General features: G+C 71.3%; 22 protein-coding genes. 12 read left to right on the top strand and 10 right to left on the bottom strand.

Going from position 1 to position 25987, the window contains the following annotated elements:
* Positions 1 to 107: 107 nt before the first annotated feature.
* On the bottom strand, positions 108 to 1502 hold the full coding sequence (locus ACIHCL_RS11465; RefSeq protein ID WP_399859923.1) for a sensor histidine kinase: 1395 nt from the start codon (positions 1500 to 1502) through the stop codon (positions 108 to 110).
* A gap of 44 nt (positions 1503 to 1546) precedes the next feature.
* Positions 1547 to 2239 (bottom strand): response regulator transcription factor, encoded by a 693-nt coding sequence (locus ACIHCL_RS11460; protein WP_399859920.1) that lies wholly within the window; start codon positions 2237 to 2239, stop codon positions 1547 to 1549.
* A gap of 386 nt (positions 2240 to 2625) precedes the next feature.
* Between ACIHCL_RS11460 and ACIHCL_RS11455 the strand changes: the two genes are divergently transcribed.
* The 9 genes from ACIHCL_RS11455 to ACIHCL_RS11415 all read left to right on the top strand — a co-directional run bounded on the left by ACIHCL_RS11455 (position 2626) and on the right by ACIHCL_RS11415 (position 10662).
* Complete coding sequence (locus tag ACIHCL_RS11455; protein WP_399859917.1) at positions 2626 to 3411, top strand: amino acid ABC transporter ATP-binding protein; 786 nt, start codon at positions 2626 to 2628, stop codon at positions 3409 to 3411.
* Between the two features lie 32 nt (positions 3412 to 3443).
* Complete coding sequence (locus ACIHCL_RS11450) at positions 3444 to 4367, top strand: glutamate ABC transporter substrate-binding protein (RefSeq protein WP_399859913.1); 924 nt, start codon at positions 3444 to 3446, stop codon at positions 4365 to 4367.
* A gap of 103 nt (positions 4368 to 4470) precedes the next feature.
* Positions 4471 to 5118, top strand: coding sequence for an amino acid ABC transporter permease (locus tag ACIHCL_RS11445; RefSeq protein WP_399859910.1), 648 nt, complete (start codon positions 4471 to 4473; stop codon positions 5116 to 5118).
* A complete protein-coding gene (locus tag ACIHCL_RS11440; RefSeq protein ID WP_399859907.1) occupies positions 5115 to 6020 on the top strand; it encodes an amino acid ABC transporter permease in 906 nt (301 codons plus the stop codon). The genes ACIHCL_RS11445 and ACIHCL_RS11440 overlap by 4 nt, the downstream gene beginning before the upstream one ends.
* 627 nt (positions 6021 to 6647) lie before the next feature.
* On the top strand, positions 6648 to 8282 hold the full coding sequence (locus tag ACIHCL_RS11435) for an FAD-dependent monooxygenase (protein WP_399859905.1): 1635 nt from the start codon (positions 6648 to 6650) through the stop codon (positions 8280 to 8282).
* Between the two features lie 32 nt (positions 8283 to 8314).
* Positions 8315 to 8401 carry a putative leader peptide gene (locus ACIHCL_RS11430; protein ID WP_360027292.1) on the top strand — a complete coding sequence of 29 codons (87 nt, stop codon included), beginning with the start codon at positions 8315 to 8317 and terminating at the stop codon, positions 8399 to 8401.
* Positions 8402 to 8631: 230 nt separating this feature from the next.
* Positions 8632 to 9171 carry a cysteine dioxygenase gene (locus ACIHCL_RS11425; RefSeq protein WP_399859902.1) on the top strand — a complete coding sequence of 180 codons (540 nt, stop codon included), beginning with the start codon at positions 8632 to 8634 and terminating at the stop codon, positions 9169 to 9171.
* On the top strand, positions 9168 to 9602 hold the full coding sequence (locus ACIHCL_RS11420; RefSeq protein WP_399859899.1) for a rhodanese-like domain-containing protein: 435 nt from the start codon (positions 9168 to 9170) through the stop codon (positions 9600 to 9602). Before ACIHCL_RS11425 ends, ACIHCL_RS11420 begins: the two co-directional genes overlap by 4 nt.
* Before the next feature lie 361 nt (positions 9603 to 9963).
* Complete coding sequence (locus tag ACIHCL_RS11415) at positions 9964 to 10662, top strand: hypothetical protein (protein WP_399859896.1); 699 nt, start codon at positions 9964 to 9966, stop codon at positions 10660 to 10662.
* A 200-nt stretch (positions 10663 to 10862) separates the two neighbouring features.
* Here the strand turns inward: ACIHCL_RS11415 and ACIHCL_RS11410 are convergent, their stop codons facing one another.
* Positions 10863 to 11516, bottom strand: a complete 654-nt coding sequence (locus ACIHCL_RS11410) for a TetR/AcrR family transcriptional regulator (protein WP_399859894.1) — start codon at positions 11514 to 11516, stop codon at positions 10863 to 10865.
* Between the two features lie 164 nt (positions 11517 to 11680).
* Between ACIHCL_RS11410 and ACIHCL_RS11405 the strand changes: the two genes are divergently transcribed.
* Entirely contained in the window at positions 11681 to 13183 is a 1503-nt protein-coding gene (locus ACIHCL_RS11405; RefSeq protein WP_399859892.1) for an MFS transporter, read from the top strand.
* A gap of 367 nt (positions 13184 to 13550) precedes the next feature.
* Here ACIHCL_RS11405 and recX read toward each other — a convergent pair whose 3' ends face one another.
* The 4 genes from recX to ACIHCL_RS11385 all read right to left on the bottom strand — a co-directional run bounded on the left by recX (position 13551) and on the right by ACIHCL_RS11385 (position 17559).
* Positions 13551 to 14300 (bottom strand): recombination regulator RecX, encoded by a 750-nt coding sequence (gene recX / locus ACIHCL_RS11400; RefSeq protein ID WP_399859890.1) that lies wholly within the window; start codon positions 14298 to 14300, stop codon positions 13551 to 13553.
* Positions 14301 to 14303: 3 nt separating this feature from the next.
* Positions 14304 to 15425, bottom strand: coding sequence for a recombinase RecA (gene recA / locus ACIHCL_RS11395; RefSeq protein WP_399859887.1), 1122 nt, complete (start codon positions 15423 to 15425; stop codon positions 14304 to 14306).
* Positions 15426 to 15954: 529 nt separating this feature from the next.
* Entirely contained in the window at positions 15955 to 17163 is a 1209-nt protein-coding gene (locus ACIHCL_RS11390; protein ID WP_399859885.1) for an AI-2E family transporter, read from the bottom strand.
* 201 nt (positions 17164 to 17364) lie between these two features.
* Positions 17365 to 17559 carry a DUF3046 domain-containing protein gene (locus ACIHCL_RS11385; protein WP_399859882.1) on the bottom strand — a complete coding sequence of 65 codons (195 nt, stop codon included), beginning with the start codon at positions 17557 to 17559 and terminating at the stop codon, positions 17365 to 17367.
* 79 nt (positions 17560 to 17638) lie between these two features.
* Here ACIHCL_RS11385 and ACIHCL_RS11380 point away from each other — a divergent pair, with 79 nt between their 5' ends.
* Complete coding sequence (locus ACIHCL_RS11380) at positions 17639 to 18553, top strand: hypothetical protein (RefSeq protein ID WP_399859879.1); 915 nt, start codon at positions 17639 to 17641, stop codon at positions 18551 to 18553.
* Positions 18554 to 18901: 348 nt separating this feature from the next.
* On the opposite strand, the gene ACIHCL_RS11375 is transcribed toward ACIHCL_RS11380, so the two are convergent.
* The 3 genes from ACIHCL_RS11375 to ACIHCL_RS11365 all read right to left on the bottom strand — a co-directional run bounded on the left by ACIHCL_RS11375 (position 18902) and on the right by ACIHCL_RS11365 (position 21019).
* A complete protein-coding gene (locus ACIHCL_RS11375) occupies positions 18902 to 19219 on the bottom strand; it encodes an AzlD domain-containing protein (protein ID WP_399859877.1) in 318 nt (105 codons plus the stop codon).
* Positions 19216 to 20088, bottom strand: coding sequence for an AzlC family ABC transporter permease (locus tag ACIHCL_RS11370; RefSeq protein WP_399860540.1), 873 nt, complete (start codon positions 20086 to 20088; stop codon positions 19216 to 19218). Before ACIHCL_RS11370 ends, ACIHCL_RS11375 begins: the two co-directional genes overlap by 4 nt.
* A gap of 61 nt (positions 20089 to 20149) precedes the next feature.
* Positions 20150 to 21019 (bottom strand): helix-turn-helix domain-containing protein, encoded by an 870-nt coding sequence (locus tag ACIHCL_RS11365; protein ID WP_399859874.1) that lies wholly within the window; start codon positions 21017 to 21019, stop codon positions 20150 to 20152.
* A 115-nt stretch (positions 21020 to 21134) separates the two neighbouring features.
* Here ACIHCL_RS11365 and ACIHCL_RS11360 point away from each other — a divergent pair, with 115 nt between their 5' ends.
* Positions 21135 to 25838 carry a DEAD/DEAH box helicase gene (locus ACIHCL_RS11360; protein ID WP_399859872.1) on the top strand — a complete coding sequence of 1568 codons (4704 nt, stop codon included), beginning with the start codon at positions 21135 to 21137 and terminating at the stop codon, positions 25836 to 25838.
* Positions 25839 to 25987 lie beyond the last annotated feature (149 nt).

The raw sequence follows: 25987 nt of genomic DNA, 5'->3' as shown, positions 1-25987 counted from the left end.
CGCTCTCCGAGGTGACCGGCGATCCGCGGCAGCGTCGGGGGCGGTGCGGGTCGGTGCCGCGCCGCCCCGGCCCCCGTGGGCCGCGTACGACGCGGGCGCCCCGCGGCTCAGCCCTGCGGGCCGTTGCGCGGCACCGTCACCGTCACGCGCAGCCCGTGCGGTTCGTTGGCCGCGTAGGCGAGCGAGCCTCCGCCGGCGGCCAGCAGCGCCTTGGAGATGGAGAGTCCGAGCCCCGATCCCTGCACGTTCTGGTGCTGTGTGCTGCGCCAGAACCGGTCCCCGACGCGCTCCAGCTCCTGCGGGGTGAGACCGGGGCCGCGGTCGGCGACGACGACCGTGACGTCGTCGCGTTCCGATCCGACCGTGACGAGGACCTCCTCGTCGACGGGCGTGAATTTCAGCGCGTTGTCGATGACGGCGTCGAGCACGCTGGACAGTGCGATGGGATCCGCCCAGGCCGTCACGGCCGCCGTACCGTCCACCCGCAGCCGCACCCCCCTCTCGTCGGCGACCGGCCGCCAGGAGGCGACGCGTTCCTCCGTGAGCGCGCCGATGTCCGTGAGGTGCAGGTCGGCCGCGGCATGCTCGGCCAACGCCAGGTCGAGCAGGTCGTCCAGGACCTGCGCGAGGCGCTTGCCCTCCGTGCGCACGGAGGCGATCTCCTCGTTGCCCTCGGGGAGTTCGAGCGCGAGGAGTTCGATCCGCAGCAGCAGCGCGGAGAGCGGGTTGCGCAGTTGGTGCGAGGCGTCCGCGACGAAGGCACGCTGCTGCTCCAGCACGCTCTCGACGTTGTCGGCCATCTCGTTGAACGAGCGGGCCAGGCGCCTGAGTTCGGGCGGACCGCCGGAGGCCGCGACCCTCGATCTCATCCGGCCGCTGGCGATGTCGTGCGTGGCCGCGTCCAGGGTCCGCACCGGCAGCAGCACCCAGCCGGTGAGCCTGATCGCGGCGCCGACCGCCACCAGCATGGCGACCGACTCGCCCGCCACGATGATCAACCAGCCGCGCAGAGTGCGCGAACGCAGCTCCGACGTGGGCGAGTCGATGACCACGACGGCGACGACGTCGCCGTCCCGGACGACGGGCGAGGCGATGACGATCCTGCCGCGCTGCCAGGGCCAGACCTGCGGTGGGTCATGGCTACGACGCCCGAGGAGCGCCTCCTTGAACGCCTCGCGCCCCTCTCCGTCCAGCGGGAGCTGCCAGTCCGCCGGAGCCTTGGCCATGACACTGTCGTCGCGGTAGAGGACACCGGCGTGGATGCCGTACACCGAGGCATATGTGTCGAGTTCACCCCTCAGGGTGTTCCGCCGCTCCTCGTAGCCGGGGGTGCGTTCGGCGACGAACTGGGCGAGCGCGGCGAACCGCGCCGCGTCGTCGATGCGGTCGATGACGACGCGCTGCTGCTCGGCGTTGGCCACGCTCACGGCCAGCGGGAAGCCGAGGGCGAGCAACACGCTCGCCATCAGCACGATGAGCAGGGGAAGCAGCCGTGTGCGCACCTGGGACGTCCGCCTCTACTCGCCTCGGTCCGGCACCGCTCGCGCTACGCGGACGGGGCGACGAGGCGGTAGCCCACCCCGCGCACCGTCTCGATCAGCGCGGGCAGCCCGAGCTTGGAGCGCAGGGAGGCGACGTGCACTTCGAGCGTGCGGCCCGTGCCCTCCCAACTCGTGCGCCACACCTCGCTGATGATCTGCTCCCTGCGGAAGACCACGCCCGGCCGCTGGGCCAGCAGGGCGAGCAGGTCGAACTCCTTGCGGGTGAGCTGGATCTCCGAACCGTCGATGCTGACCCGCCGGGTCGGCAGTTCGATCCGGACGTCTCCGAGACACAGCGCCGCGACCGGTGTGGGCACGGTGTCCTCCCCCGCGGACGTGCGCCGGCTGACGGCATGGATGCGGGCGAGGAGTTCACCGGTGTCGTACGGCTTGACGACGTAGTCGTCGGCCCCGAGGTTGAGGCCGTGGATCCGCGACCGGACGTCGGAGCGGGCCGTCACCATGATGACCGGGGTGGACGTGCGTTTGCGGATCTTGCCGCACACCTCGTACCCGTCCTGGTCGGGCAGGCCGAGGTCGAGGAGGACGACGCCGAAGGGCTCCGTGTCCGCGGGCAGCAGCGCCTGGAGCGCGTCCTCTCCGGTGCGCGCGTGCACGACCTGGAAGCCGTGCCGGGCGAGGATCGCGGAGAGCGCGGCGGCGACGTGGTTGTCGTCCTCGACGAGCAGCAGTCTCATGCGCCCTCCTTCCGTGAGTGCGGTGCCGTGCCGCGGAATGGCCGCGGGCGCGCGACGCGCGTGCGGTGCCGGTGTGCTCCCGGTGTTGTGTTCCGTACGCCCCTCGTCACTCCCCGTTCGTGACTTCTTCGCACGGAGGTGTTTCACATCATGGCGTACCAGGGCATCCACTCCGATGAGCGGTGTGCCAGTCAAGAGCCCGCCCGTCGCATCGGGCCATCTGTTATCCACCCGGTACGCCCGGGGCGCCCCACCCGCACCCCTGGTCACAGGGCGTGTCCGGACGCCGCCGGATCGTTATGCTCAATTCTCGCTCAGATGTGATGACGCTGGTCGCACCGCACCCTAGGGTCCTTCCCAATCGAGGAGGACGGAGCAAGAAGCCGATGAGCGGAGTTTCAGTGACCAAGGGCGCCGAGGACGCCGGACCCGCGTCGAACGACCTTGTCGTACTGAGCAACGTCAACAAGCACTTCGGCGCGCTGCATGTGCTCCAGGACATCGACCTGACCATCGCTCGCGGCGAGGTCGTGGTCGTCATCGGGCCTTCCGGGTCCGGGAAGTCCACACTGTGCCGCACGATCAACCGCTTGGAGACGATCGACTCGGGTGCCATCGCGATCGACGGCAAGCCGCTGCCCCAGGAGGGCAGGGAGCTGGCCAGGCTGCGCGCCGATGTCGGAATGGTCTTCCAGTCGTTCAACCTCTTCGCGCACAAGACGGTGCTCGAGAACGTGATGCTCGGCCAGCTCAAGGTCCGCAAGACGGACAAGAAGACCGCCGAGGACAAGGCCCGTTCGCTGCTGGAGCGGGTGGGCGTGGCGACGCAGGCCGAGAAGTACCCCGCCCAGCTCTCCGGTGGCCAGCAGCAACGCGTCGCCATCGCACGGGCGTTGGCGATGGACCCGAAGGTGATCCTCTTCGACGAGCCGACCTCCGCGCTCGACCCGGAGATGATCAACGAGGTGCTGGAGGTCATGCAGCAGCTCGCCCGGGACGGCATGACGATGGTCGTCGTCACCCATGAGATGGGCTTCGCGCGTTCGGCGGCGAACCGGGTCGTCTTCATGGCGGACGGGAAGATCATCGAACAGGCCACGCCCGAGCAGTTCTTCAGCAACCCGCGCAGCGACCGGGCCAAGGACTTCCTCTCGAAGATCCTTCACCACTGATGACAACGACCTACGGCATAAGGAAAGTTCACATGAAGCTCCGCAAGACGGCCGCCGTCGCGGCCATCGCCGTGCTCGCCCTGACCGCGACCGCCTGTGGTGGCAAGGAGGGCTCGGCCGGCGACAAGCCGTCCGGGACCAAGCCCGGCGCCTCGGGCGCCCCCGAGCTGCCGAAGTACACGGTCGCGACGGGGGTCGACCTGGACTCGCCGACCTTCAAGGAGGCGAAGAAGCGCGGCAAGCTGATCATCGGTGCCAAGGCCGACCAGCCCTACCTCGGGTTCGAGGACCAGGCGACGAAGGAACGCTCCGGATTCGACATCGAGATCGCCACGATGATCGCCGCCGACCTGGGCTTCTCGAAGGACCAGATCGAGTGGAAGACCGTGGACTCGGGCATCCGTGAGACCGCGATCTCCAAGGGGCAGGTCGACTACTTCGTCGGCACGTACACGATCAACGACGAGCGCAAGAAGCAGGTCGGTTTCGCCGGCCCGTACTACAAGGCGGGCGCCGACCTGCTCGTGCGCAAGGACGACACCTCCATCACCGGCAAGGACGCCGTGAAGGACAAGAAGGTCTGCTCCATCGTCGGTTCCACACCGCTCCAGGAGATCAAGAAGCCCGAGTACGGCGCGAAGGTCGTCGAGCTGGCCAAGTACTCCGACTGCGTGCAGCAGTTGCTGACCAAGCAGGTCGACGCGGTCACCACCGACGACTCGATCCTCAAGGGCTACGCCGCGCAGAACCCCGACAAGCTCAAGGTCGTCGGCAAGCCGTTCACGGAGGAGCCGTACGGCGTGGGTCTGGACAAGGACGACAAGGCGCTGCGCGACGCCATCAACAACTCGCTGGAGAACCACGTCAAGGACGGCATCTACCAGAAGATCTACGACGCCACCCTGGGGCTGTCCGGCTCGGCGTACGTCGCCCCGCCGACCATCGAACGTTACTGACCGACCAGTCGACTGATGTGTCTCGTACGCGCTCTCCCGGAGCGCGTACGGGACGCCCCTTCCTCCCTGTCCCCATGCCGCCGCCTGCCGACGCGGAGATTCCATGAACGTACTATTCGATAACTACCCAGAGTTCCGCGACGGCTTCATAGGAACCGTATCGATCACCGCAGTCAGCCTGGTCATCGCGCTGGTGCTCGGCGTCATCATCGCCGGATTCAGGGTTTCGCCGGTGCCACCACTGCGGTACTTCGGCACCGCGTGGGTGACGCTCCTGCGCAACACCCCCCTGACCCTCCTCTTCCTGGTCTCCTTCTTCGTCGTACCGGAGATCTTCTTCCCCGGTATGAGCCCGTTCGTGCTCGGCTCGCTGGCGCTCGGCTTCTACACCTCGTCGTTCGTGTGCGAAGCAGTCCGCTCGGGCATCAGCACCGTTCCGCTGGGGCAGGCCGAGGCCGCTCGCTCCATCGGGATGACGTTCTCCCAGACGCTGCGGATCGTGGTGCTTCCGCAGGCCACGCGGACTGTCATCCCACCGCTGAGCAGCATTTTCATCGCGCTCACCAAGAACTCCGCAATCGCTGGGGCCTTCAGTGTCACGGAGTTGTTCGGCTGGCAGAAGCTCATGAGTGACCGGGGGTACGCCATCACCCCCGTCTTCATCTGGGTGGCTCTTGGTTATCTGGTCGTCACCTTTGCCATCAGCGGCCTGTTCTGGCTGATCGAACGTCGCATGGAGGTCGCCCGATGAGCGCCAGCGTGCTCTACGACACCCCAGGTCCGAAGGCTGTCGTACGCAACCGGATCTACGCGGTCGTCGGTTCCTTCGCCATCCTGGCCCTGCTCGCGCTCAGCTTCTTCCGGTTGTCCGAGAAGGGGCATCTGGCCCCCGAGATGTGGGACATCTTCAACTACGCGGGTATCCGGCAGAACATCGCCGACGCCACACTCGCCACTCTGAAGGCCTTCGGCCTGGCCGCACTCGGCTCGCTGATCCTCGGCGTGCTCCTCGCCGTCGGCCGCCTCTCGGACCACAAGCCGGTCCGGTGGCTGGCCACCACCTTCATCGAAGTGTTCCGCTCGATCCCGCTGCTGATCACCATCTACGCCATCTGGGTCGGCTTCCTCACCGACTACTCGATGTGGGCGTTGGCAGTCGGCCTGTCGGTCTACAACGGCTGCGTCCAGGCAGAGGTGTTGCGCGCCGGCATCAACTCAGTGCCCAGGGGGCAGAGCGAAGCCGCGTACGCCCTGGGCATGAGCAAGACCCAAGTGATGGTCAGCGTGCTCATGCCGCAGGCCGTTCGGGCGATGCTGCCCACGATCATCAGCCAGCTCGTGGTCACCCTCAAGGACACCTCGCTGGGATTCATCATCCTGTATCCGGAGCTGCTTCAGACCGCCCGTCTGATCGCCTCCAACACCCAGGTCAACGGCCAGTACCCCTATGTCTCGACCATCATCGTCATCGGCTCCATCTATGTCGGCATGTGTCTTCTGCTCTCGGCGCTCGCCACATGGATCGAACGGCGGGGACGGAACAGCAGGACCGGCGCCGCAGTTGCCGCGGCCGCCGCACCGGGCAACGACCCGGCCGTTCCCGGTGATTCCGGTCCGGTGAAGTCGCCCGCGGAGGGCAGGACCGGGGACTGAGCCGCTCCCGGATTCCAGGAGCTCCCGAAGCCGGGCTCGTGCTCCCGGCTCGAAGGAGAACCCGGACCGGTCGCCGGCACCATGCGAACACCTGGACGGTCTCCGCGAGCAGGCCGTCCGCGAGGTTCGTGCCACCGGCCGCCCGGTCGAGCATGGCGTCCCTGCCCCCGGGAACCGCGAGGAAGCACCGGGGCCGTGGAGACGCCGGGTCGAAGCGACAACGCCGTACACGACGCCGGGTTGACGCCGCAGAACGCGGGAAGCTGAATCAACTTCCTTTGCAAAGAGGCCATCGCCGACCGTGACGCCCGGGGGGGCGCATCGGAGACCGTCGGTGAGCCGGCGCTCGTCATCGAAGGCGGTTGCGCCGTCCGACGGCGCATCGCCTCACTGCCCGAGGGGGTGGTGGCCGATCGGCCACCACCCCCTCGCCGCCGTCCGGTGTCGCTTGACGCGGGCACCGGCAGTATGTTGCATACGTTCTGTGATCGCGCCCCCTTCTCCCGCCGCCACGCCTCCTCCGTCCTCCGGACCGTCTGCGGGCCGTTCGCTCCTTTCACCCGCGTCGTCGGTGACGGTGCGAGCGACGGCGACGACGCCGCCCGTACGCATTCGAGGAGCCGCCCCGTGGACCCGGTGATCGTCGTCGGCGCGGGGCCCGTCGGCCTGGCGTTGTCGCTCGCCCTCGCCGCGCAGGAGGTCCCGTCCGTCCTCCTCGACGAGGACCCGGACGGGGACGAGACGCGCCCCGCCCGGACCGTGGTGCTGCGCGAGGACACCGCGGACCTGGTGGAACGGCTGGGCTGCACGGCGCTGCGGCACGAGGGGGCGCGGTGGTCCGGATGGCGCTCCGTGCGGCGCAAGCAGGTGGTGCGTGAACTGGCTCTCGACGGAGGCGAACACCTGGGCGAGGACGTCTCCGACGGCGATCCGCCACTGTGCTCCCCCGTCCACCTGCCGCAGCACGCCCTCACCCGGGGCCTGCGGAAGGCAGTGACCGCGCAAGAACTCGTGCGGGTGGTTCCGTGCAGCCGGATCGACACGCTGGAGCAGGACACCACGGGCATCACGGCGCGCACCAGGGAGCCGAACGCCACATGGTGGCGCGGGAGTTACCTGGTGGGCTGCGACGGCGCCAGGTCCACCGTGCGCAAGCTGCTCGACATCCGCTTCCCGGGGCGCACTGCGGTGGAGCGGCATGCCGTCGCCGCGCTGCGCACCGAACTGCCGTGGCCGCGGCAGGCCGTGCTGCACCGACTGCCGCCGTGGCGCTCCGGCGGCGCCGAGGTGGCCGCGCGTCCGCTGCCGGACGGCGTCTGGCGGCTGGACTGGCTGCTGCCGCCGCGCGGCGAACTCGTCACCCCGGACGCCCTGATCACCCGGATCCGGGACACTCTGGCGGGATGGTGCGGCGAGACGCCGCCGTACGAACTGCTGGACACCGGCGTGTACACGCTGCACCACCGGCTCGCCCTGCGCTGGCGGGCCGATCGGGCCTTCCTCGCCGGGGACGCCGCCCATCTGCTGGGGGCGCTGGGCACCCAGGGGCTCGACGAGGGACTGCGGGACGCCGAGAACCTCGCCTGGAAACTCGCCCTGGCCTGGCACCACGGCGCCTCGGACGTGCTGCTCGACAGCTACCAGGCGGAACGGCGGGCCGCGGTCGCCTCGCGGTTGCGGGCCGCTGACCAGTGGCTGCCGATACTGCGCGGCGGCGGGGGCCTGCGAACCCTCGTCCCGGGGAGCGCGCGGGGGTACGACTCGCTGCTCGCGGACGCGCATCTGGGCCGCGGCCGCCTCGGCGCACCCCCTTCGTACTCGCACTCGCCCCTTGCGCCCGCGCATGCCGAGGCGCACACATCCGTGGGCACGCCCCCCGGCGCACCGGTCATCGATGTGCGGGTGACGGCGCCCGACGGCACGACCGTACGGCTGCGCGAGCGGCTGGGCCTGGGGAACCTGCTCGTGGTGCTGGTGGCCCCCGGCACCGGGGTGTGGGACCGGCGGCACTGGAAGACCGCGGGTGTCATGCCGCGTCTCGCCACGGCGGTCGACGCACTGCCGGTGAAGAGCGAACTGCTGGTGACGGAGTGCTATCCGGGGGCTTCGGCCCACACCGTCCTGCTGATCAGGCCGGACGGTCATCTCGTGGCGACGTTCGGCGGAGTGCGGCCCCAGGAGCTCTACGCGGCGGCGGACGCGGTGCGGGGCGGCGCGGTCCCAACCGCCGCGCACTCCGATCGCACGGCGGACATCAATTGACCGCTGTCGGTCCGCGTGGTGTACTCCGGAACATGACCGGCACCGATGTGCGCCTGTGGCGGAGGGTCCATATGGACCTCGTCCGCTACGCGGGCTGCGTGTGTCGCCCGTCCTGCTGACTCGCCCTTCCTCCGCCGCGCCGTGCGCCCTTCCTCACGGCGCGCGTCCGCGCGAACCTTCAGGACGGCCCGCTTTGTCTGCCCTTTCCTCTTCCTCGCCTTTCGCACCCCTGCCCGCCTCCACCGATACGGATTCGGTTTCCGGTCCGCCGGGCATCGGTTCCGCTTCCCATCCGTCGGCCGCCGCCTCCGCTTCGGGTCCGCCGGTCGTCGGTTCCACTCCCGGTCCATTGGCCGTCGGCTCAGTTTCCGGTCCGTCGGTCAGTGGTTCCGGTTCCGGCCCGTCGGCAGCCGAGCTGCTCGACTTCGTCCGCCGGGTGGCCGCCGACCCGCGGATCGTCCGCTCGCTGCCCCTCGATCCCGAAGGGCGCACCTGGCTCCCGCTCGGAGGACCCGGCGGCAGTGAGGCGTGGCTGATCGGCTGGCCGCCGGGCAGCGGAACCGGCTGGCACGACCACGCCGACTCGTTCGGGGCCTTCACCACCGCGTCCGGTGCCCTCAAGGAGCACTCGCTCGCCGCCCGGCTGCCCACCGACGGCTGGAAGACCCTGGAACTCGCCGGGGGCATCGACCGCTCCCGCGAGCTTGCCGCAGGTCAGGGCAGATCGTTCGACCGCCACCATGTCCACGAGGTGCTGAACGAGTCCACCACGCAGCACGCCGTCTCCGTCCACGCGTACTTCCCCCCGCTGCCTCGGATCAGGCGTTACAGCCGCACGGGTGCCGTGCTCCGGCTCGAACAGGTGGAGCGGCCGGAGGACTGGCAGTGAGTGACCACCGCGCCGTCGCATCTGAGCACGTGGGCCACGGCAGCCGACCGGAACCGGCCGGGATCGATGAGCTGCTGGAGCGGGTCCGGGCGGGGTTCGTCAGGGTCGGTCCGCAGGAGGCCGCCGCCGAGGCCGAGGACGGGGCGCTGCTCGTCGACATCCGCTACGCGGAGCTTCGCGAGCGGGACGGGCTGATCCCCGGAACGCTGGTCGTCGAACGCAACGAGCTGGAGTGGCGACTCGATCCCCGGGGAAGCCACCGGGTCCCGGAGGCGGTCGGCCATGATCTCCGGATCGTGGTGGTCTGCGACGAGGGCTACGCGTCGAGTCTCGCCGTCGCGTCCCTGCGGCAGTTGGGTCTGTGCCGGGCGACGGACCTGATCGGTGGCTTCCAGGCATGGCGAGCGGCGGGACTTCCCGTCGAGATGTGACGGGCTCGGAGACCGACCCGGGGCACGGCGCGGTGCGCGGAACGGTGGCGCCGAGCCCGCTCCGTTGGGCGGGCCCGTCCCGGCTCGGCTCGGCTCGGCTCGGCTCGGCTCGGGGCGGAACGAGGCGAGACGTGGCGGGGCGGGACGCGGCGGGGACCGCCGACGGGCCGACGTACGTACGCCGCCCCGTCGGCCCGGGAACCATGGGCTGCGCACCGCGGGCGACAAGCCCCGTACGCCCTCCCCCGTCCCCCGAATCCGCGGCGACACACCTGAACGGCGCGCTCCGGTGGAGCGGCCGCCGTTCACGGCGGACATTCGGCTGGATGCCGAGGACCACCTGACGGAGGCACCCGTGCCCATGCCGACCCCCACTCCCGCCCGTATCCCCGTCCTGACCGCCGATCAGCTCGATGCCCAGGTCGTTCGCCTGCACGACACCGAGGCATGGCAGCAGATCGTCTCCGGCTGGGACCTGACCGCCGCCGAGCCCGAGCCCGTGCTCTCCACCGGGGCGCCGCCATCCGCCGAGCCCGAGTCCCTGCCGTCCGCCAGGGACTTGGAACGGACGACCGGTCACAGGCCGACGGACTGGCGCGATCTGCTGTCCGTACCGGTCGCCCAGCTCATCGCCGAATCCGCCCGCGCCCTGCCGGCTGCCGCACCGCGTGAGCGGCCCCTTCCCGGCCGGATGGGTGCGATCCTCCCGGACCGGCTGCATTCCTGGCGCCGCATCGGCCAACCCGATGTGCGGCCCTCGACGCACCTCGCCCACGCACGGCGGATTCTGGCCGAGTGGGGCTGGCAGAACACCCCCTACCGGCTTCGCAACGCCCGCGGCGCCCGGTGCATCTGCGGGGCCCTCCTCACCGCACACCGTCTGGGCTTCGGCTCGCTGAACACCGTGGACCGGGCGGGAGCCTGGCTCGTCACCGAACTCCGCTCCCGGGGCTGGACCGGTCTCATCGGGCCGTGGAACCGGTACCCCGGCCGTACCGCCGAGGAGGCACTCGCCCTGGTCGACGCCACCATCTGCCGGGCCGCCCGCGCGGGCCAGTGAGCGGCACTCCTCACCACGGGCGGTGGCGCCGGGATGCGGCGCCGCGTCCTGGCAGGGCCGATCGCCGGTTCGGCCGCCTTCCGGCGCAACCGGTCGCCCGTTCGGCCGATCTGGGTTCGACCGGATTCCGGTTGCCCGAGCCGTGCCCCGACCGACGCCGACGGATGAACCGTGATGGGCGCCGACCGGGGAACCGCGTCTCAGGGCCGCCGCCCGCTGAGCAGAGCGTCGACCACGTCGGTCAGCGGTCCGCCGAGGTCCTGCTCGGTGGCCGACGCGAGCGGCTCCAGGCTGCGGGAGGCACGCAGCACCGTGATGCCGAAGGCCACGGACAGCACGAGCTGGGCGCGCAGGAGCAGCTGCTCGCTGTCGGGGGCATCGGGCCGCCACCCGGCCGCCGAGGCGAGCCGCTCGCTGAACGTACGCAGCAGTCCGGTGCGCAGCTTCTCGGTGCGTTCGTCACCGGAGGAGCGCAGCAACAGGAGAAGAGCGTCCTTGGGGCCGTCCGAGGCCAGCACGCCCGCGGTGTGGCCGCTGATGATCTCCGGGATCTGTTCCAGGTCGGCGACCTCGCCCGCCTCGTGGACCAGTTCGTCGATGACCGTCTTCAGACAGGCTTCGAAAAGGCCTTCCTTGGACTGGAAGTAGCGGTTGATGAGCGCGACGTTGACTCCGGCGTCGTCGGCGATGTCGCGCACGGTGGTGGCCGCGTATCCGTCGTGCGCGAAGCGGCGGCGGGCCGAGTCGAGCAGGAGCGCACGGGTCCTGGCGGCGGTGCCCCGCCGAGCCGCCGGAGGGTTGCCGGCCGACGGCGCCAGAGGCGCGGGACCGTCCTGGGGACTGCTGGCTTTCATGGCTTTCCTCTCTCCGCCCGAACAGTACGTGCGCGCCGGACGTCATGTAAACAACTGTTGACCACGCGCGCAGGGCTGCTCTAGCGTCCATGTAAGCAAATGTTTACTTACGGCTCCGGGCGAGCGATTCGAGCTCGGCGGCCCCTCACTTCCTGGAGTCCCGGATGGACGCCCCCCAGCCCATGGCCCGCACCGGTGCTGTGGTCGCTACGCTGGCCCTCGCCGGCATCACCGCCGCGATCATGCAGACACTGGTCACGCCGCTCATCGCGGAGCTGCCCGAGATCCTGCACACCACGTCGTCGAACGCGGCATGGGTGATCACCGTCACCCTGCTGGCGGGAGCGATCTGCGTGCCGATCTCCGGACGTCTCGGCGATCTGATCGGCAAGCGCCGCATGCTCCTCGCGTGCTCCGTTCCGCTGGTGGCCGGCTCGTTGGTGTGCGCCCTCGCCACCTCGGTCCTGCCGATGATCGTCGGGCGCGGGCTGCAGGGGATGGGCATGGGCATGGTGCCGCTGGGCATCGCCCTGCTGCGCGACGTGGTCCCGCCGGAGAAGCTCAGCTCGTCCATCGCTCTGGTGAGCGCCTCCATGGGCATCGGCGGTGGACTCGGTCTGCCGATCGCGGCGGCGGTCGCCCAGTACGCCGACTGGCGCGTGCTGTTCTGGGGCTCCACCGTCCTGGCCGCGTTGATCGCCGTGGCGATCTGGTTCCTCATCCCCGAGGTTCCGGCCGGGGCCAGGGGCCAGCGCTTCGACATTCCCGGAGCGGTCGGGCTCGGTGCCGGACTGATCTGCCTGCTGCTCGCCGTGTCGAAGGGCGCCGACTGGGGGTGGACCTCCGCGACCATCCTCGGGCTGTTCGCCGCGACCATCGTGATCCTGCCGGCCTGGGGCGCCTGGGAGATGCGCACCCGGGATCCGCTGGTCGACCTGCGCACCACGGCCCGTCCGCGTGTGCTGCTCACCAACGTCGCCTCCGTCTTCGTCGGCTTCGGCATGTACGCGAGCATGCTCGTCGTGCCGCAACTGCTTCAGTTCCCGCAGGCCACCGGCTACGGGCTGGGGCAGTCCATGCTCGCCGCGGGTCTGTGGATGGCCCCCGGAGGCGTCATGATGATGATCGTCTCGCCGTTCGGCGGGAAGCTCACTGATGCCCGCGGCCCGAGATTCACCCTGATCTGCGGTGTCCTGGTGCTGGCCGTCGGCTACGGCTTGTCGCTCGTGCTCATGGGTACCGCGTGGGGCCTCATGCTCGCCCTCATGGTCATCAACAGCGGAGTGGGCCTCGCCTACGGTTCGATGCCCGCGCTGATCATGAGCTCGGTGCCGCTCGCCGAGACCGCCGCCGCCAATGGCTTCAACACCCTCATGCGTTCACTGGGCACCTCGGTCGGCGCCGCCGTGATGGGCGTGGTCCTCTCTCAGATGACCGTCACCGTGGCCGGTCACACCTTCACCTCCGAGAACGGCTTTCGCACCGGACTGATCATCGGTGGCGGCATCGCGCTCGTGGCCGCGCTCATCGCCGGCGTCATCCCGGCCGCCCGCGTCGCCCCCGGCGCGAAGGGCGAGACCCCCGCCCCCGCACCCGCCCAGACCACGGACCCGCAGCGCGTGAAGGCCGCGCGGGCGGAAGCCGAACAGACCGCAGCCGAGGTCTGACGGCACTTCCCCGCTCGGCGATCAGCGCCGTGATCCGGGTGCGCGACCGCTTCCGTGGTCCAGGTACTCATGGCCGGTGTGCCACGGCGGACGCGTTGTCCTCCTGGCACGCCGACCGCGTACCGAACCGCCCCCGGCAACCACTCGAAGCCCGGTCGCACCCGGCCCGGCGGCCCCGGGCGGCCGGGGCCAGGGTCCGGCGACGGCGCCCGCCGCCTCCGTACAACTGCGTGGCCCCACCCGATCACCGCCGGCTTTCTGCGTGCCCCGTACGCCGACCGCCGCATCCGAGCCGTTGCGGAATCGAACCGCCACGGTCGACCACCGCCGATCGCCGCCAACCACCTGCATCGCTGTCGGCCATCGCTCAGAACGGCTCGTCCAGCCCCTCCGTGTCCTCGCCTTCTTCCTCCAGCGCCTGCCGCACCACGCGCAGGGCCATGCCCTCCCCGTACCCCTTGCGCGCGAGCATGCCCGCGAGGCGGCGCACTCGTCTGTCGCGATCCAGCCCTCGGGTGGACCGGAGCTTGCGGGCCACCAGCTCACGGGCGGTCGCCTCCTCCTGCTCCGCGTCGAGCTGTCCGACCGCCTCGTCGATCACCGCCGAGTCCACCCCCTTGGTGCGCAGCTCACGGGCAAGCGCTCGGCGGGCGAGTCCCCGGCCGTGGTGCCGGGACTCCACCCAGGAATCCGCGAAGGCGGCGTCGTCGATCAGACCCACGTCCTCGAAGCGCGACAGCACCTCCTCGGCCGCCTCGTCCGGGATCTCCCGCTTACGCAGGGCGTCCGCGAGCTGCTTCCGTGTGCGCGGGGTGCCGGTGAGCAAGCGCAGGCAGATGTTGCGCGCCTGCTCGACCGGATCTCGCGGTTCCCCCTTCTCGGCCCTCGACGAGGAGGGGGAACCGCTGCCTCTGGAACGGGAGCGGGCCCGATGCCCCGCCCCCTCGCCGAAACCGGGGAACGCCCCGGAACCAGGACCCGGATCATGACCGGTCCCGGCCTCCGGCCCGTACTCACCCTCGCCCACGGGCTCGGCGGCGTGCCCGGTGGCGAACACCGAACTTGGACCGGCACCCGGGTCCGGGGCGTCGACCGGCCATTCCGTACGACGCGTCACGGCCTAGCTCTTGGCCGCCGCGGCCTTGGTGGGCTTGGACTTGCCTGTGGGAGCGGGAACCGACTTCGCGTTGTCGGCCGCAGAAGCGGCAGCGCCTCCTCCACCAGCCTCGGCGGCCTTGTCCTCCGCCCTGACACCGACGCCCAGCTTCTCGAGAATCTTCTTCTCGATCTCGTTGGCCAGATCGGGGTTGTCCTTGAGGAAGTTTCGAGCGTTCTCCTTGCCCTGGCCGAGCTGATCGCCCTCGTAGGTGTACCAGGCACCGGCCTTGCGGACGAAACCGTGTTCCACGCCCATGTCGATCAGGCCGCCCTCGCGGCTGATGCCCTGGCCGTAGAGGATGTCGAACTCGGCCTGCTTGAAGGGCGGCGAGACCTTGTTCTTCACGACCTTGACCCGGGTGCGGTTGCCGACGGCTTCGGTGCCGTCCTTCAGCGTCTCGATCCTGCGGATGTCGAGGCGCACCGAGGCGTAGAACTTCAGCGCCCGGCCACCGGTCGTGGTCTCGGGCGAGCCGAACATCACACCGATCTTCTCGCGCAGCTGGTTGATGAAGATCGCCGTGGTCTTGGACTGGTTGAGCGCGCTGGTGATCTTGCGGAGTGCCTGGCTCATCAGACGCGCCTGCAGACCCACGTGCGAGTCGCCCATCTCGCCCTCGATCTCGGCACGCGGCACGAGCGCGGCGACCGAGTCGATGACGATCAGGTCGAGGGCCCCGGAGCGGACCAGCATGTCCACGATCTCAAGGGCCTGCTCGCCGTTGTCCGGCTGGGACAGGATCAGGTTGTCGATGTCGACGCCGAGCTTCTTCGCGTACTCGGGATCGAGGGCGTGCTCCGCGTCGATGAAGGCCACCGAGCCGCCCTGCTTCTGCGCGTTCGCCACGGCGTGCAGGGTCAGCGTCGTCTTACCGGAGGACTCCGGCCCGTACACCTCCACCACACGGCCGCGCGGCAGGCCACCGACGCCGAGGGCGACGTCGAGAGCGGTCGACCCGGTGGGGATCACCTCGACGGGTTCGTTCGGCCGCTCGCCGAGACGCATCACCGCGCCCTTGCCGAATTGCCGTTCAATCTGTGCGAGCGCGGCGTCCAGCGCCTTCTCGCGGTCGGTTCCTGCCATGGGTTCCACCCGATTTGCTTGTGTCGATCGCTTCACGTCAAAGACGCTAACCCCTGCCACTGACAATGGGCCTCGACGTCCTCTCGGCCTGTGGACAACTCCGCAGCCGGGCCCGGGGATCCCGGCCGGAATCCCATAAGAATAGATGTTCGATTTTGGTGTCAAGCGCACGCGCCGGGCCGACACACGTCCGTTCACGCCTGTGCTGTGACAGCGAGCCTTGAGCGCCTGCCGTCGGAGTCCGGCCGAGCACGCCGGTGCCGCGGCCGGGCAGGTCCCAGGAGCCGGATCCGGGTACGCGCCCGCGAGCCGCCTCACCGCCGCCCCTGACCGCCGGCACTCCGCGCCGATCGAGCTTCCCCACGTTGTGCACCGGCGCAGGCCTCGCCGGTGCCAGGCCCGGACGTCGCCGCGGTCCCGCTGCCGCACCCCGGGACCGGGACCGCCGCCGAAACCGTGACCACCGCCGCTCCCGCGCCCGCGGTGTCACACGCCCCGGGGCGCCCCGGGCTCCGAGGCGCCGCCCGGCTCAGGCGCGCTCCGGGTTCTCCCGGTTCTCCGGACGCGCCGCCTCCCCGGCCTCGGCCTCGGCTCCGTCCCCGGCCCGGCTGCCGTGGTCACCGTCGTTCCCGCGCGTCCGCAGGGAACGGCGCAGCCGTGTGAGCGGCGTCTCACCGCGTTGCCGACGAGAGCCGTGCACCCGCGGGTCGTCCGTCACGGCGTACCGCTTCACATAGGCGCCGAGGAATGCCTGGAGGGTGGCGACGGCCGGGATCGCGATCAGCGCACCCACCGCCCCCATGAGCGCCGTACCCGCGATGACCGAGCCGAAGGCGACGGCCGGATGGATGTCGACGGTCTTGGCGGTGAGCTTGGGCTGCAGGCCGTAGTTCTCGAACTGCTGGTAGACCACGACGAAGCCGAGCACCCACACCGCGTACCAGGGGTCGACGGTGAACGCGATCAGCATCGGCAGGGCCCCCGCCAGGTAGGTCCCGATCGTGGGGATGAACTGGGAGACCAGTCCGACCCAGATGGCGAGCGCCGGCGCGTACGGAACACCGAGGATCATGAACACGATGTAGTGGGCGATCCCGGAGATGAGCGCCATCAGGCCGCGCGAGTAGAGGTAGCCGCCGGTCTTGTCGACGGCGATCTCCCAGGCCCGCAGGACCTCCGCCTGCCTGGCGGGCGGCAGCACCGAGCACAGGGCACGCCGCAGCCGGGGACCGTCGGCGGCGAAGTAGAACGAGAACAGGAATATCGTCAGGAGCCGGAACAGCCCGCCGAGCACGGTGGTGGAGATGTCGAGCACGCCGCTCGCGCTGTTCTGGACGTACTTCTGCAGCCAGTCGGAGTGCAGCAGGCTGTCCTGTACCTCGACCCGCGAGAGCTCGGTGTGGAAGGTCTGGTTGATCCAGTTGATCACCGAGTCCAGGTACTTCGGGAAGTCCTCGACCATGTCGACGATCTGTCCGGCGAGCATCGAGCCGAGCAGGAAGACGAAGCCGGTAGAGGCGATCAGCACGACGACGAAGACCAGGAAGGTGGCGAGGCCGCGGCGCATCCCTCGGGCCGCCATCCGGCCCACGGCGGGTTCGATGGCGAGCGCCAGGAAGAACGAGATCAGTACGTTGATCAGCAGCCCGACGAGCTGGTGGAACGCCCAGCTGCCGAGTTGGAAGCAGGCGTAGAGCGCCAGGGCGAGCACCATGGCGCGCGGCAGCCACACGGGCATGCGGGTCGGCCTGGTTCCGGCCGGCGCGACCGGGAGGTCGGCCGGGTCGGGCTGCGGCGCCCCGGTACGGGCTATGTGGGCTGTGGGAACTGTCTGGGCTGTCTCGTCTGCAGGTGGCACCGGTCCAGTCTCACCCACCGCGGTGGGAAACAACGGCCCGCCTCGCACAAGGACACTGGTCCGGCCGTTGACGGAACGGGGTCAGCGCTTGTCGGCGGGGATGCCCACCGCCGCGCAGACACCGCGCCAGACGTCCCTGGCCTCCCATCCGGCGGCCAGCGCCTGGTGCACCGTCCGCCCGCCGAGTTCCGCCATCACGTGATCGCGTGCGAAGGAATCGACGTACCCCGCGCCGAAGTGGTCCGTCATTCGTTCCCAGAAAACCGTCAACCGCATGACCTCAGTATCCCGCCCCTGAGAGTGCAGCCCGTTCGCTACGGCTTGCCGAGAGCGCTTACCGCCCTACGGTCGGTCCATGGCTGGAACCGGAACAAGTCCCCTCAATCGTGCCGAGCAGTTCATCTGGCTCACGGCCCGTGTCCTGGAGCAGCGGCGGTTCGCCCATCGCTTCCTGAACGGGAGCGCGGACGCCGTGGAGACCGCGCTCGCCGCCTATCGAAACGAGGACGGCGGATATGGGCACGCCCTCGAACCCGATCTGCGCGGCCCCGTCAGTCAGCCGCTGCACACCGCGCACGCCCTCAGTGTCCTCGACTCGATCGGCCGCTGCGAGGGGCCCCGAGTGGAACGGATCTGCCGTTTTCTGACCGATGCGTCGACCAAGGAGGGCGCGCTGCCCGCACTGCTGCCGACGCAGCGCGGCTATCCGGCCGCGCCGTTCATCCCGGTCGTCGACGATCCGCCCGCGGAACTGCTGGCCACCGGCCCCGTGGTCGGGCTGCTGCACCGCAACGCGGTGTGGCATGCCTGGCTGTTCCGGGCCACCGACTTCTGCTGGTCGGCGGTCGAGGCCCTGGACCGGTCGCACCCGTACGAGATCGAGGCGGCGCTCGCCTTCCTGGACGGTGTCCCGGACCGGTCCCGTGCCGAGGCGGCGGCCGACCGGCTGGGTCGGCTGGTACGGGAGCAGCGGCTCGTCGTGCTGGATCCGGAACGACGCGCGGAGTACCCCGTGGCGGCCGGGTACGCGCCGGGCGAGCAGCACTTCCCGTACGACTACGCGCGTACGCCCGCTTCGCTGGCGCGAGGCTGGTTCACCGACGAGGAGATGGAGCGCTCGCTCGACCATCTCGCGGCCGAGCAGCAGCCGGACGGCGGCTGGCCGGTGAACTGGCGCCAGTGGGCGCCGGGCACGGCTCTGGAGGGGCGCCCCCTCGTGACCCTCAAGGCGCTCCTGACCCTGCGGGCACACGGGCGCGGCCTCGACTAGTGCCGTGATCGGCCATGTTCGCCCGGCAGGAGCGTCGTCCGGTGCGTGCGACCGCACGGCGGCCGGAGGCCCTCGGACGGGCCCTCCCCCGCTCGAACGAAGCCGAGAGCCCTGGGAAGGGCTACGTGGGTTTGCCGACGCGGAGAGCCACGGGGGCTTCCCTGCCCGAGCGGAGCCGCGAGCCCGGGGCAGCGTCGGGCGCCGCGACGGGCCGTACGACCAGTGCTGTGGCCGACGTGCCGCTTGTCCCCCGTCAGGGGCCGTACAGCCGGGCGCGCCGGCCGTCGCTCGGGCGCCCCGCCGCGGCGACGCCCTGCGGGGGCGGGTCCTCGCCGGCACCCGGCCGGCTCACCAGAGCGACGGGGCGAAGGCGCGTACCAGCGCCGTGACGGCCACCGCGGTCCCGACCACCACGAGGAAAGGTGCGCGCAGTGCCAGGGCGAGCGCCGCGGCGGCAAGCCCCGCACCCCTGGCGTCCAGGGTCAGCTGTCGGCCGTCGCCGAAGGTCTGCTGCGCGGTGAGGGCGGCCAGGAGCGCCACGGGCAGGAGCGCGGCGAGCCGCCGGGTGAGCGGGCGTTCCAGCATTCCCGCGGGCACCAGCAGGCCGATCAGTTTGGCGAGGTAGCAGCCGACGGCGGTCAACGCGATGGCGATCCAGACGTTCACCGGTCCACCCCCGTCCGTCGGCCCGCCCGCGTCGCGGTCGTGCCCCGGCTCGTTTCCTTCCCGCGTTCCTGAAGGATCGTTTCCTCCCTCTCGGGGAGCGGCCTGACTCTGCCACGCCCGCGCAGGAAGAGGACCAGGGGTGCGGCGAGCGCGGCCAGCAGCACGGGCACCCCCGCGGGCAGGACGGGCAGCAGCCCGAGCACCAGCAGGACCGCCATCGCGGCGGTGACACGCTCCGTCGCGCTTTTCAGCATCGGCGCGAGCAGGGCGAGGAAGACCGCCGGTGACGCCGCGTCCAGACCCCACGCATCGGTGTCTCCCAGCGCCTCGGCACCGAGGGCGCCCAGCAGGGTCGTGAGGTTCCACAGCACATAGAGGCTGAGCCCGGTGACAGCGAAGCCGATCCGCGCGGCCCGTCGGGTGGGCTGTGACAGGGTCACGGCGGTCGTCTCGTCGATGACCCACTGGGCGGCGAGGGGCCGCAGCGCGCGCGGAAGCGCGAGCAGCTGCGACAGCCGCAGGCCGTAGAACGAGTTGCGCACGCCGAGGAAGAAGGCGCCGGCAGCCGCCGTGTACGGATTGCCGCCCGCCGCCAGGGCTCCCACGAGCGCGAACTGCGAGGCCCCGGTGAAGACGGCGAGGCTGAGCACGCAGGTCTGCAACAGGCTCAGTCCGGAACCGGCCGCGGTCACTCCGAAGGCGAAACCGGAAAGCCCGACCGCCGTCCCGACGCCGAGCGCGTCACGTACGACGGCCGCGTCCGTCTTCGTCGCGGCCGGGCTCTCGTCTGTCCCGGCCACGGCCGCGCCCGTCCCCGGCACCTGCGTCAACCCGGCCTCGGCGGCCCTCGGCCCGGTCGGGTCCGTCATCGTCCCGGCCGCTTCACCGTGGCCTTCTGGGAGTGCTGTCTGTTCTGCCACGCCCGGAACGCTACGCGTCCGAGTTGGGACCGGTCTTGTACGTTCCTGCACGTTCGCGTTGGTACGCGCCCGGAGGTACGCCCACGATCCGGGTGAAATGGCGGTTGAGGTGCGGCTGATCGGTGAACCCGACCTCGGCGGCCACCTCCGCGGGCCGCCGCCCCGCGTCCAGCAGTCGGCGCGCGGCCCGCACCCGGGCATCGGTGAGCCAGGCATGCGGCGGCATGCCGTACTGCTTCTTGAAGGCCCTCAGCAGCGCGAACGGGGCGGTGCCGAGTTCCCCGGCCAGCGCGTCCAGCGTGGGCGGGCCGGCCATCCTGTCCACCAGCACGGCCCGGGCGCGCATCGCGTCACGCGCACCGGCCGAGCGCGGCGTCCGCGTGGGCAGCGCACCGCCGTGCCGGTCGAGCAGCCGCGCGACCATGACGCGCAGCACACTGTCGGCGGCGAGCGCGTTGCCCTCCTCGGCCGCACGGTGCACCTCGCCGATCAGCCGGGCCGCGTACGGGTCCATGACACCGGTCTCGGTGAAGCCGACGGTGCCGCGCAGGCTCGTCGTCTCGGCCGCGATGTCGTTGATCACCTGGGCGGACGGGTACAGCGTGGCGTACACCCAGCCCTCGGGGACGCCCGCCCGGGCGCTGTGCGGCACCTCCGGATTGATCATGACCACCACACCGGGGCCCGCGTGGACGGTGCCACCCGGCAGCCCCACGTCCTCCACTCCGTGGGTGATGGTGCCGAAGACGTAGCCCTCGTGGCTGTGGCGCGGAAAGGTGTGGCGCACATACCGGGCGCGCAGCAGATCGAGGTCGGGCAGTTCCGCGTACTGCCAGTGCCTCGCCCACTCCCCCGCCCCCGGCTTCGATATCGCACCCATGGACGAATTCTCGCAGGTGGCGGGAGTGGTCACGGGCGGTCGCCCGCCCGGTGCCGGGCGCGGTGGGCCATGGCCGTCACGGCCGTTGTCGGTGGCGGGGTGCAGGATGGGGGACATGGCCGGTTCCGTGCTCGACTCGTTCTCCCCCGCGACCCGCAGCTGGTTCGCGGGGGCCTTCAGCGCGCCCACCGCCGCGCAGGAAGGCGCCTGGCGCGCGATCGGCGAGGGTTCGGACGTGCTGGTCGTCGCGCCGACCGGATCCGGCAAGACCCTGGCCGCGTTCCTCGCCGCGCTGGACCGGCTGGTGTCCGTCCCGGCCCCGGCCGAGACGAAGAAGCGCTGCCGTGTGCTCTACGTATCCCCTCTCAAGGCCCTCGCCGTCGACGTCGAACGGAATCTGCGCTCACCACTCACCGGTATCCGTCACGAATCGGTGCGGCTCGGGCTGCCCGAGCCCGAGGTCCGGGTGGGCATCCGCTCGGGCGACACCCCGCCCGCCGAGCGCCGCTCGATGGTGACGCGCCCGCCGGACATCCTGATCACCACGCCGGAATCGCTGTTCCTGATGCTGACGTCATCGGCCCGCGAGACGCTCTCCGGCGTCGAGACGGTCATCCTCGACGAGGTGCACGCCGTGGCGGGCACGAAGCGGGGCGCCCATCTCGCCCTCTCCCTGGAGCGGCTCGACGAGCTGCTGCCCGTACCCGCACGGCGGATCGGCCTGTCGGCGACGGTCCGCCCGGTCGACGAGGTGGCGCGATTCCTCTCGCCCCGGCGGAGGGTGGAGATCGTCCAGCCGCCCTCCACCAAGCGGTTCGACCTGTCGGTGGTCGTTCCGGTCGAGGACCTGGGCGAGCTCGGCGGCTCCCCCGTCTCCGACGCCGAAGGGGCAGGCCGGGCGGACAAGCCGTCGATCTGGCCCCATGTCGAGGAACGCATCGTCGATCTCATCCAGGAGCACCGCTCCACGATCGTCTTCGCCAACTCCCGCCGTCTGGCGGAGCGGCTGTGCAACCGGCTCAACGAGATCGCGTACGAACGGGCCACCGGCACCGCGCTCGGGAACGCCGACGCCCCGCCCGGGCAGGACGGTTCCGCCCCGCCGCTGCCGGAGGCACACGCCCCGGCCGAGATCATGGCCCAGTCCGGCGCGGCGAAGGGCGCCCCCGCGCTGCTGGCCCGCGCCCACCACGGTTCGGTCTCCAAGGAGCAGCGCGCCCAGGTGGAGGAGGATCTCAAGGCGGGCCGGCTGCCGGCCGTGGTCGCCACGTCCAGTCTGGAGCTGGGCATCGACATGGGGGCGGTCGATCTGGTGATCCAGGTGGAGTCGCCGCCGTCGGTCGCCTCCGGACTGCAACGGGTCGGCCGGGCCGGGCACCAGGTCGGCGCGGTCTCCACCGGCGTGGTCTTCCCGAAGTACCGGGGCGACCTGGTTCAGGCGGCCGTGGTCACGGAGCGGATGCGCGAGGGCTCCATCGAGGCGCTCCGGATCCCGTCCAACCCCCTGGACGTGCTGGCCCAGCAGCTCGTCGCGATGGTCTCGCTGGACGGCTGGCAGGTGGACGACCTCCTGGCCGTGATCCGCCGCGCCGCTCCCTTCGCCTCGCTGCCGGAGTCCGCGTTCACGTCCGTGCTGGACATGCTCGCGGGCCGTTATCCGTCCGACGCCTTCGCCGAATTGCGCCCCCGTGTGGTCTGGGACCGGATCGGCGGTACGGTCACGGGCCGCCCGGGTGCCCAGCGGCTCGCCGTGACCTCCGGGGGGACCATTCCCGACCGCGGGCTCTTCGGGGTCTTCCTCGCGGGCGCCGACCCCAAGAAGGGCGGCGGCCGGGTCGGTGAGCTGGACGAGGAGATGGTGTACGAATCCCGGGTCGGCGATGTCTTCACGCTGGGCACCACGTCCTGGCGGATCGAGGACATCACCCGTGACCGGGTCCTGGTCTCGCCCGCCCCCGGGGTTCCCGGCAGGCTGCCGTTCTGGAAGGGCGACCAACTGGGCCGCCCCCTGGAGCTGGGACGGGCGCTGGGCGCCTTCCTCCGGGAGATCGGCGGGATGCGGCCGGAGGAAGCCCGCCTGCGCCTGCTCGACGCCGGGCTCGACGCCTGGGCCGCGGACAACACCCTTTCGTACCTCGACGAGCAGCGTCGCGCCTGCGGTCATGTGCCGGACGACCGCACCATCCTCGTCGAGCGGTTCCGCGACGAACTGGGCGACTGGCGGGTCGTCGTCCACTCCCCGTTCGGCGCGCAGGTGCACGCCCCGTGGGCGCTGGCGCTGGGCGCCCGCCTCGCCGAGCGGTACGGCATGGACGCCCAGGTGATGCACGCCGACGACGGCATCGTGCTGCGGCTGCCCGACGCCGATCTGATGGGTCCGGATCTTCTGGCCCTCGACCCGGCCGAGGACCCGTCCGGCTCGCCGTCGCCGTTGCCGGACCTCTCGTACGACGGCGCACAACCACCCGTCGGCGCGGCGGATGTGACATTCGATCAGGGCGAGATCGGCCAGATCGTCACCGACCAGGTCGGCGGCTCGGCCCTCTTCGCCTCCCGGTTCCGCGAATGCGCGGCCCGTGCGCTGCTGCTGCCGCGCCGCAGCCCGGGCAAGCGCGCCCCGCTCTGGCAGCAGCGCCAGCGGGCCGCTCAACTGCTCCAGGTCGCCTCGGAGTTCGGCTCGTTCCCGATCGTCCTCGAAGCGGTCCGCGAGTGCCTCCAGGACGTCTTCGACGTTCCCGGGCTCACGGAACTGATGGGCGACCTCGAAGCGCGCCGGGTCCGGCTGGTCGAGGTGACCACCCCGGAGCCCTCGCCCTTCGCCCGCTCACTCCTGTTCGGTTATGTCGCCCAGTTCCTGTACGAGGGCGACTCGCCGCTCGCCGAACGGCGGGCCGCCGCCCTCTCCCTCGATTCCCATCTGCTGGCGGAGCTCCTGGGGCAGGCGGAGCTGCGCGAACTGCTCGACGCCGACGTCCTGACCGAACTGGAGCGGGAGCTCCAGTGGCTGACCGACGACCGCCGGATCAAGGACGCCGAAGGGGTCGCCGACGCCCTCCGGGTGCTCGGGCCGCTCACCGAGCCGGAGTTGGCCGAGCGGGGCGCCCGGCCGGAGTGGGCCGCGGAGCTGTCGAGCGCTCGCCGGGCCATCCGGGTCAGGGTCGGCGGAGCGGACCACTGGGCGGCGATCGAGGACGCCGGACGCCTGCGCGACGCCCTGGGCACCGCTCTCCCCGTCGGCGTCCCCGAGGCTTTCACCGAACCGGTGAAGGATCCCCTCGGCGACCTCCTCGCCCGTTTCGCCCGTACGCACGGCCCGTTCACCTCCGCGGTGGCCGCCGCCCGCTTCGGACTCGGCACCGCCGTCACGGACGGCGCCCTACAGCGTCTGGCCGCGACCGGCCGCATCGTCCAGGGCGAGTTCCACCCCGCCGGCATCGGTCAGGAATGGTGCGACGCCGCCGTGCTGCGCCGGTTGCGCCGGCGCTCGCTCGCCGCGCTGCGCCAAGAGCTGGAGCCGGTCCCGCCGGCTGCGCTCGCCGGTTTCCTCCCGCGTTGGCAGCATCTGGGCGACCAGAGCCTGCGCGGGATCGACGGGCTGGCCCGCGCCATCGAGCAGTTGCAGGGCGCGCCCGTTCCGGCGTCGGCCCTGGAGAAGCTGGTCCTCCCGAGCCGGGTGACCGGCTACACCCCCGCGCTGCTGGACGAACTCACGACCACCGGCGAGGTCGTCTGGGCCGGCGCGGGGGCGCTGCCGGGCAAGGACGGCTGGGTGTCCCTCTATCTCGCCGACAGCGCGCCCCTGCTCCTCCCGCCCCCGCACCCCCTGGAAATCACCGCGCTGCACGAGTCCGTCCTGACCGCGCTGAGCGGCGGGTACGGCCTGTTCTTCCGGCAGATAGCCGACCAGGTCCGTGCCACCACGCATCCGGACTGCACCGATCCGCACCTGGCCGACGCCGTATGGGACCTGGCCTGGTCGGGCCGGCTCACCAACGACACGCTCGCCCCGCTGCGCTCGCTGCTCGGCTCCGGCCGTACGGCGGGGTCGACCGCCCACCGCGCGCGACGGAACGTCCCGCGCGGGCGGTACGGCTCGCTCACAGCCGCCGCCCGCCCCGTCTCCCGCACCGGGCCGCCCACGGTCTCGGGCCGCTGGTCGCTGCTGCCCGCCGCCGAGCCCGACCCCACGCACCGCGCCCACGCCCTGGCCCGCACGCTCCTCGACCGCCACGGGGTGGTGACCCGCGGCGCGGTCCAGGCGGAGGGGGTCGAGGGAGGGTTCTCCGCCGCGTACCGCGTGCTCTCCGCGTTCGAGGACAACGGACAGGCCCGGCGCGGCTACGTGGTCGAAGGGCTGGGCGCGGCCCAGTTCGCGATGGACGGCGCGGTCGACCGACTGCGCGCCGTGTCCACCGCGCGCGACCGTGCGGAACCGGGCGCCGCGCCCCACGCCGTGGTGCTCGCCGCCGCGGACCCGGCCAACGCGTACGGCGCGGCGCTGCCCTGGCCGGATTCGCCGGACGGCGCCGGGCACAAGCCGGGCCGCAAGGCGGGCGCCCTGGTGGTGCTGGTCGACGGCGAGCTGGCGATGTACATGGAGCGCGGCGGCAAGTCGCTGCTGGTCTGGCCCACCGATCCGGAGGAGCCCGCGCTGGCCGCGGCGGCGGGCGCGCTGGCGGCAGCCGCCCGCGCGGGGTCGCTCGGCACGGTCACGGTGGAGCGCACCAACGGCGCCTCGTCCCTGACGTCCCCGCTCGGACGCGCCCTGGAGGCGGCCGGATTCCTGGCGACCCCCCGGGGACTCCGCCTCCGCGCCTGAGGTTCCTTCCGCCCCTGACGGCCGCGCACACCGCGCCGCGTCCCCCGGCACTACCCCCTGCCCGGGATCGGCCTCCCGTCGTGTGCGGCGTTGCGCACCTCCCCGCGCCCGGCCGCCGTGCGGCCCGCCCTCGTGCTCCGGCCGCCGCA

The organism is Streptomyces sp. NPDC052042, from assembly GCF_044548345.1.
Lineage (GTDB): Bacteria > Actinomycetota > Actinomycetes > Streptomycetales > Streptomycetaceae > Streptomyces.
Note: the sequence above shows the minus strand (reverse complement) of the source record. Positions and strands in the feature narration are given on the sequence as shown.

Coding starts and splice junctions, on each gene's coding strand:
- ACIHCL_RS11460 (WP_399859920.1), bottom strand. CDS start 2,239: ATGAGACTGCTGCTCGTCGAGGACGACAACCACGTCGCCGCCGCGCTC.
- ACIHCL_RS11455 (WP_399859917.1), top strand. CDS start 2,626: ATGAGCGGAGTTTCAGTGACCAAGGGCGCCGAGGACGCCGGACCCGCG.
- ACIHCL_RS11450 (WP_399859913.1), top strand. CDS start 3,444: ATGAAGCTCCGCAAGACGGCCGCCGTCGCGGCCATCGCCGTGCTCGCC.
- ACIHCL_RS11445 (WP_399859910.1), top strand. CDS start 4,471: ATGAACGTACTATTCGATAACTACCCAGAGTTCCGCGACGGCTTCATA.
- ACIHCL_RS11440 (WP_399859907.1), top strand. CDS start 5,115: ATGAGCGCCAGCGTGCTCTACGACACCCCAGGTCCGAAGGCTGTCGTA.
- ACIHCL_RS11430 (WP_360027292.1), top strand. CDS start 8,315: ATGACCGGCACCGATGTGCGCCTGTGGCGGAGGGTCCATATGGACCTC.
- ACIHCL_RS11415 (WP_399859896.1), top strand. CDS start 9,964: ATGCCGACCCCCACTCCCGCCCGTATCCCCGTCCTGACCGCCGATCAG.
- ACIHCL_RS11410 (WP_399859894.1), bottom strand. CDS start 11,516: ATGAAAGCCAGCAGTCCCCAGGACGGTCCCGCGCCTCTGGCGCCGTCG.
- ACIHCL_RS11405 (WP_399859892.1), top strand. CDS start 11,681: ATGGACGCCCCCCAGCCCATGGCCCGCACCGGTGCTGTGGTCGCTACG.
- recA (WP_399859887.1), bottom strand. CDS start 15,425: ATGGCAGGAACCGACCGCGAGAAGGCGCTGGACGCCGCGCTCGCACAG.
- ACIHCL_RS11390 (WP_399859885.1), bottom strand. CDS start 17,163: ATGCCCGTGTGGCTGCCGCGCGCCATGGTGCTCGCCCTGGCGCTCTAC.
- ACIHCL_RS11385 (WP_399859882.1), bottom strand. CDS start 17,559: ATGCGGTTGACGGTTTTCTGGGAACGAATGACGGACCACTTCGGCGCG.
- ACIHCL_RS11380 (WP_399859879.1), top strand. CDS start 17,639: ATGGCTGGAACCGGAACAAGTCCCCTCAATCGTGCCGAGCAGTTCATC.
- ACIHCL_RS11370 (WP_399860540.1), bottom strand. CDS start 20,088: ATGACGGACCCGACCGGGCCGAGGGCCGCCGAGGCCGGGTTGACGCAG.
- ACIHCL_RS11365 (WP_399859874.1), bottom strand. CDS start 21,019: ATGGGTGCGATATCGAAGCCGGGGGCGGGGGAGTGGGCGAGGCACTGG.
- ACIHCL_RS11360 (WP_399859872.1), top strand. CDS start 21,135: ATGGCCGGTTCCGTGCTCGACTCGTTCTCCCCCGCGACCCGCAGCTGG.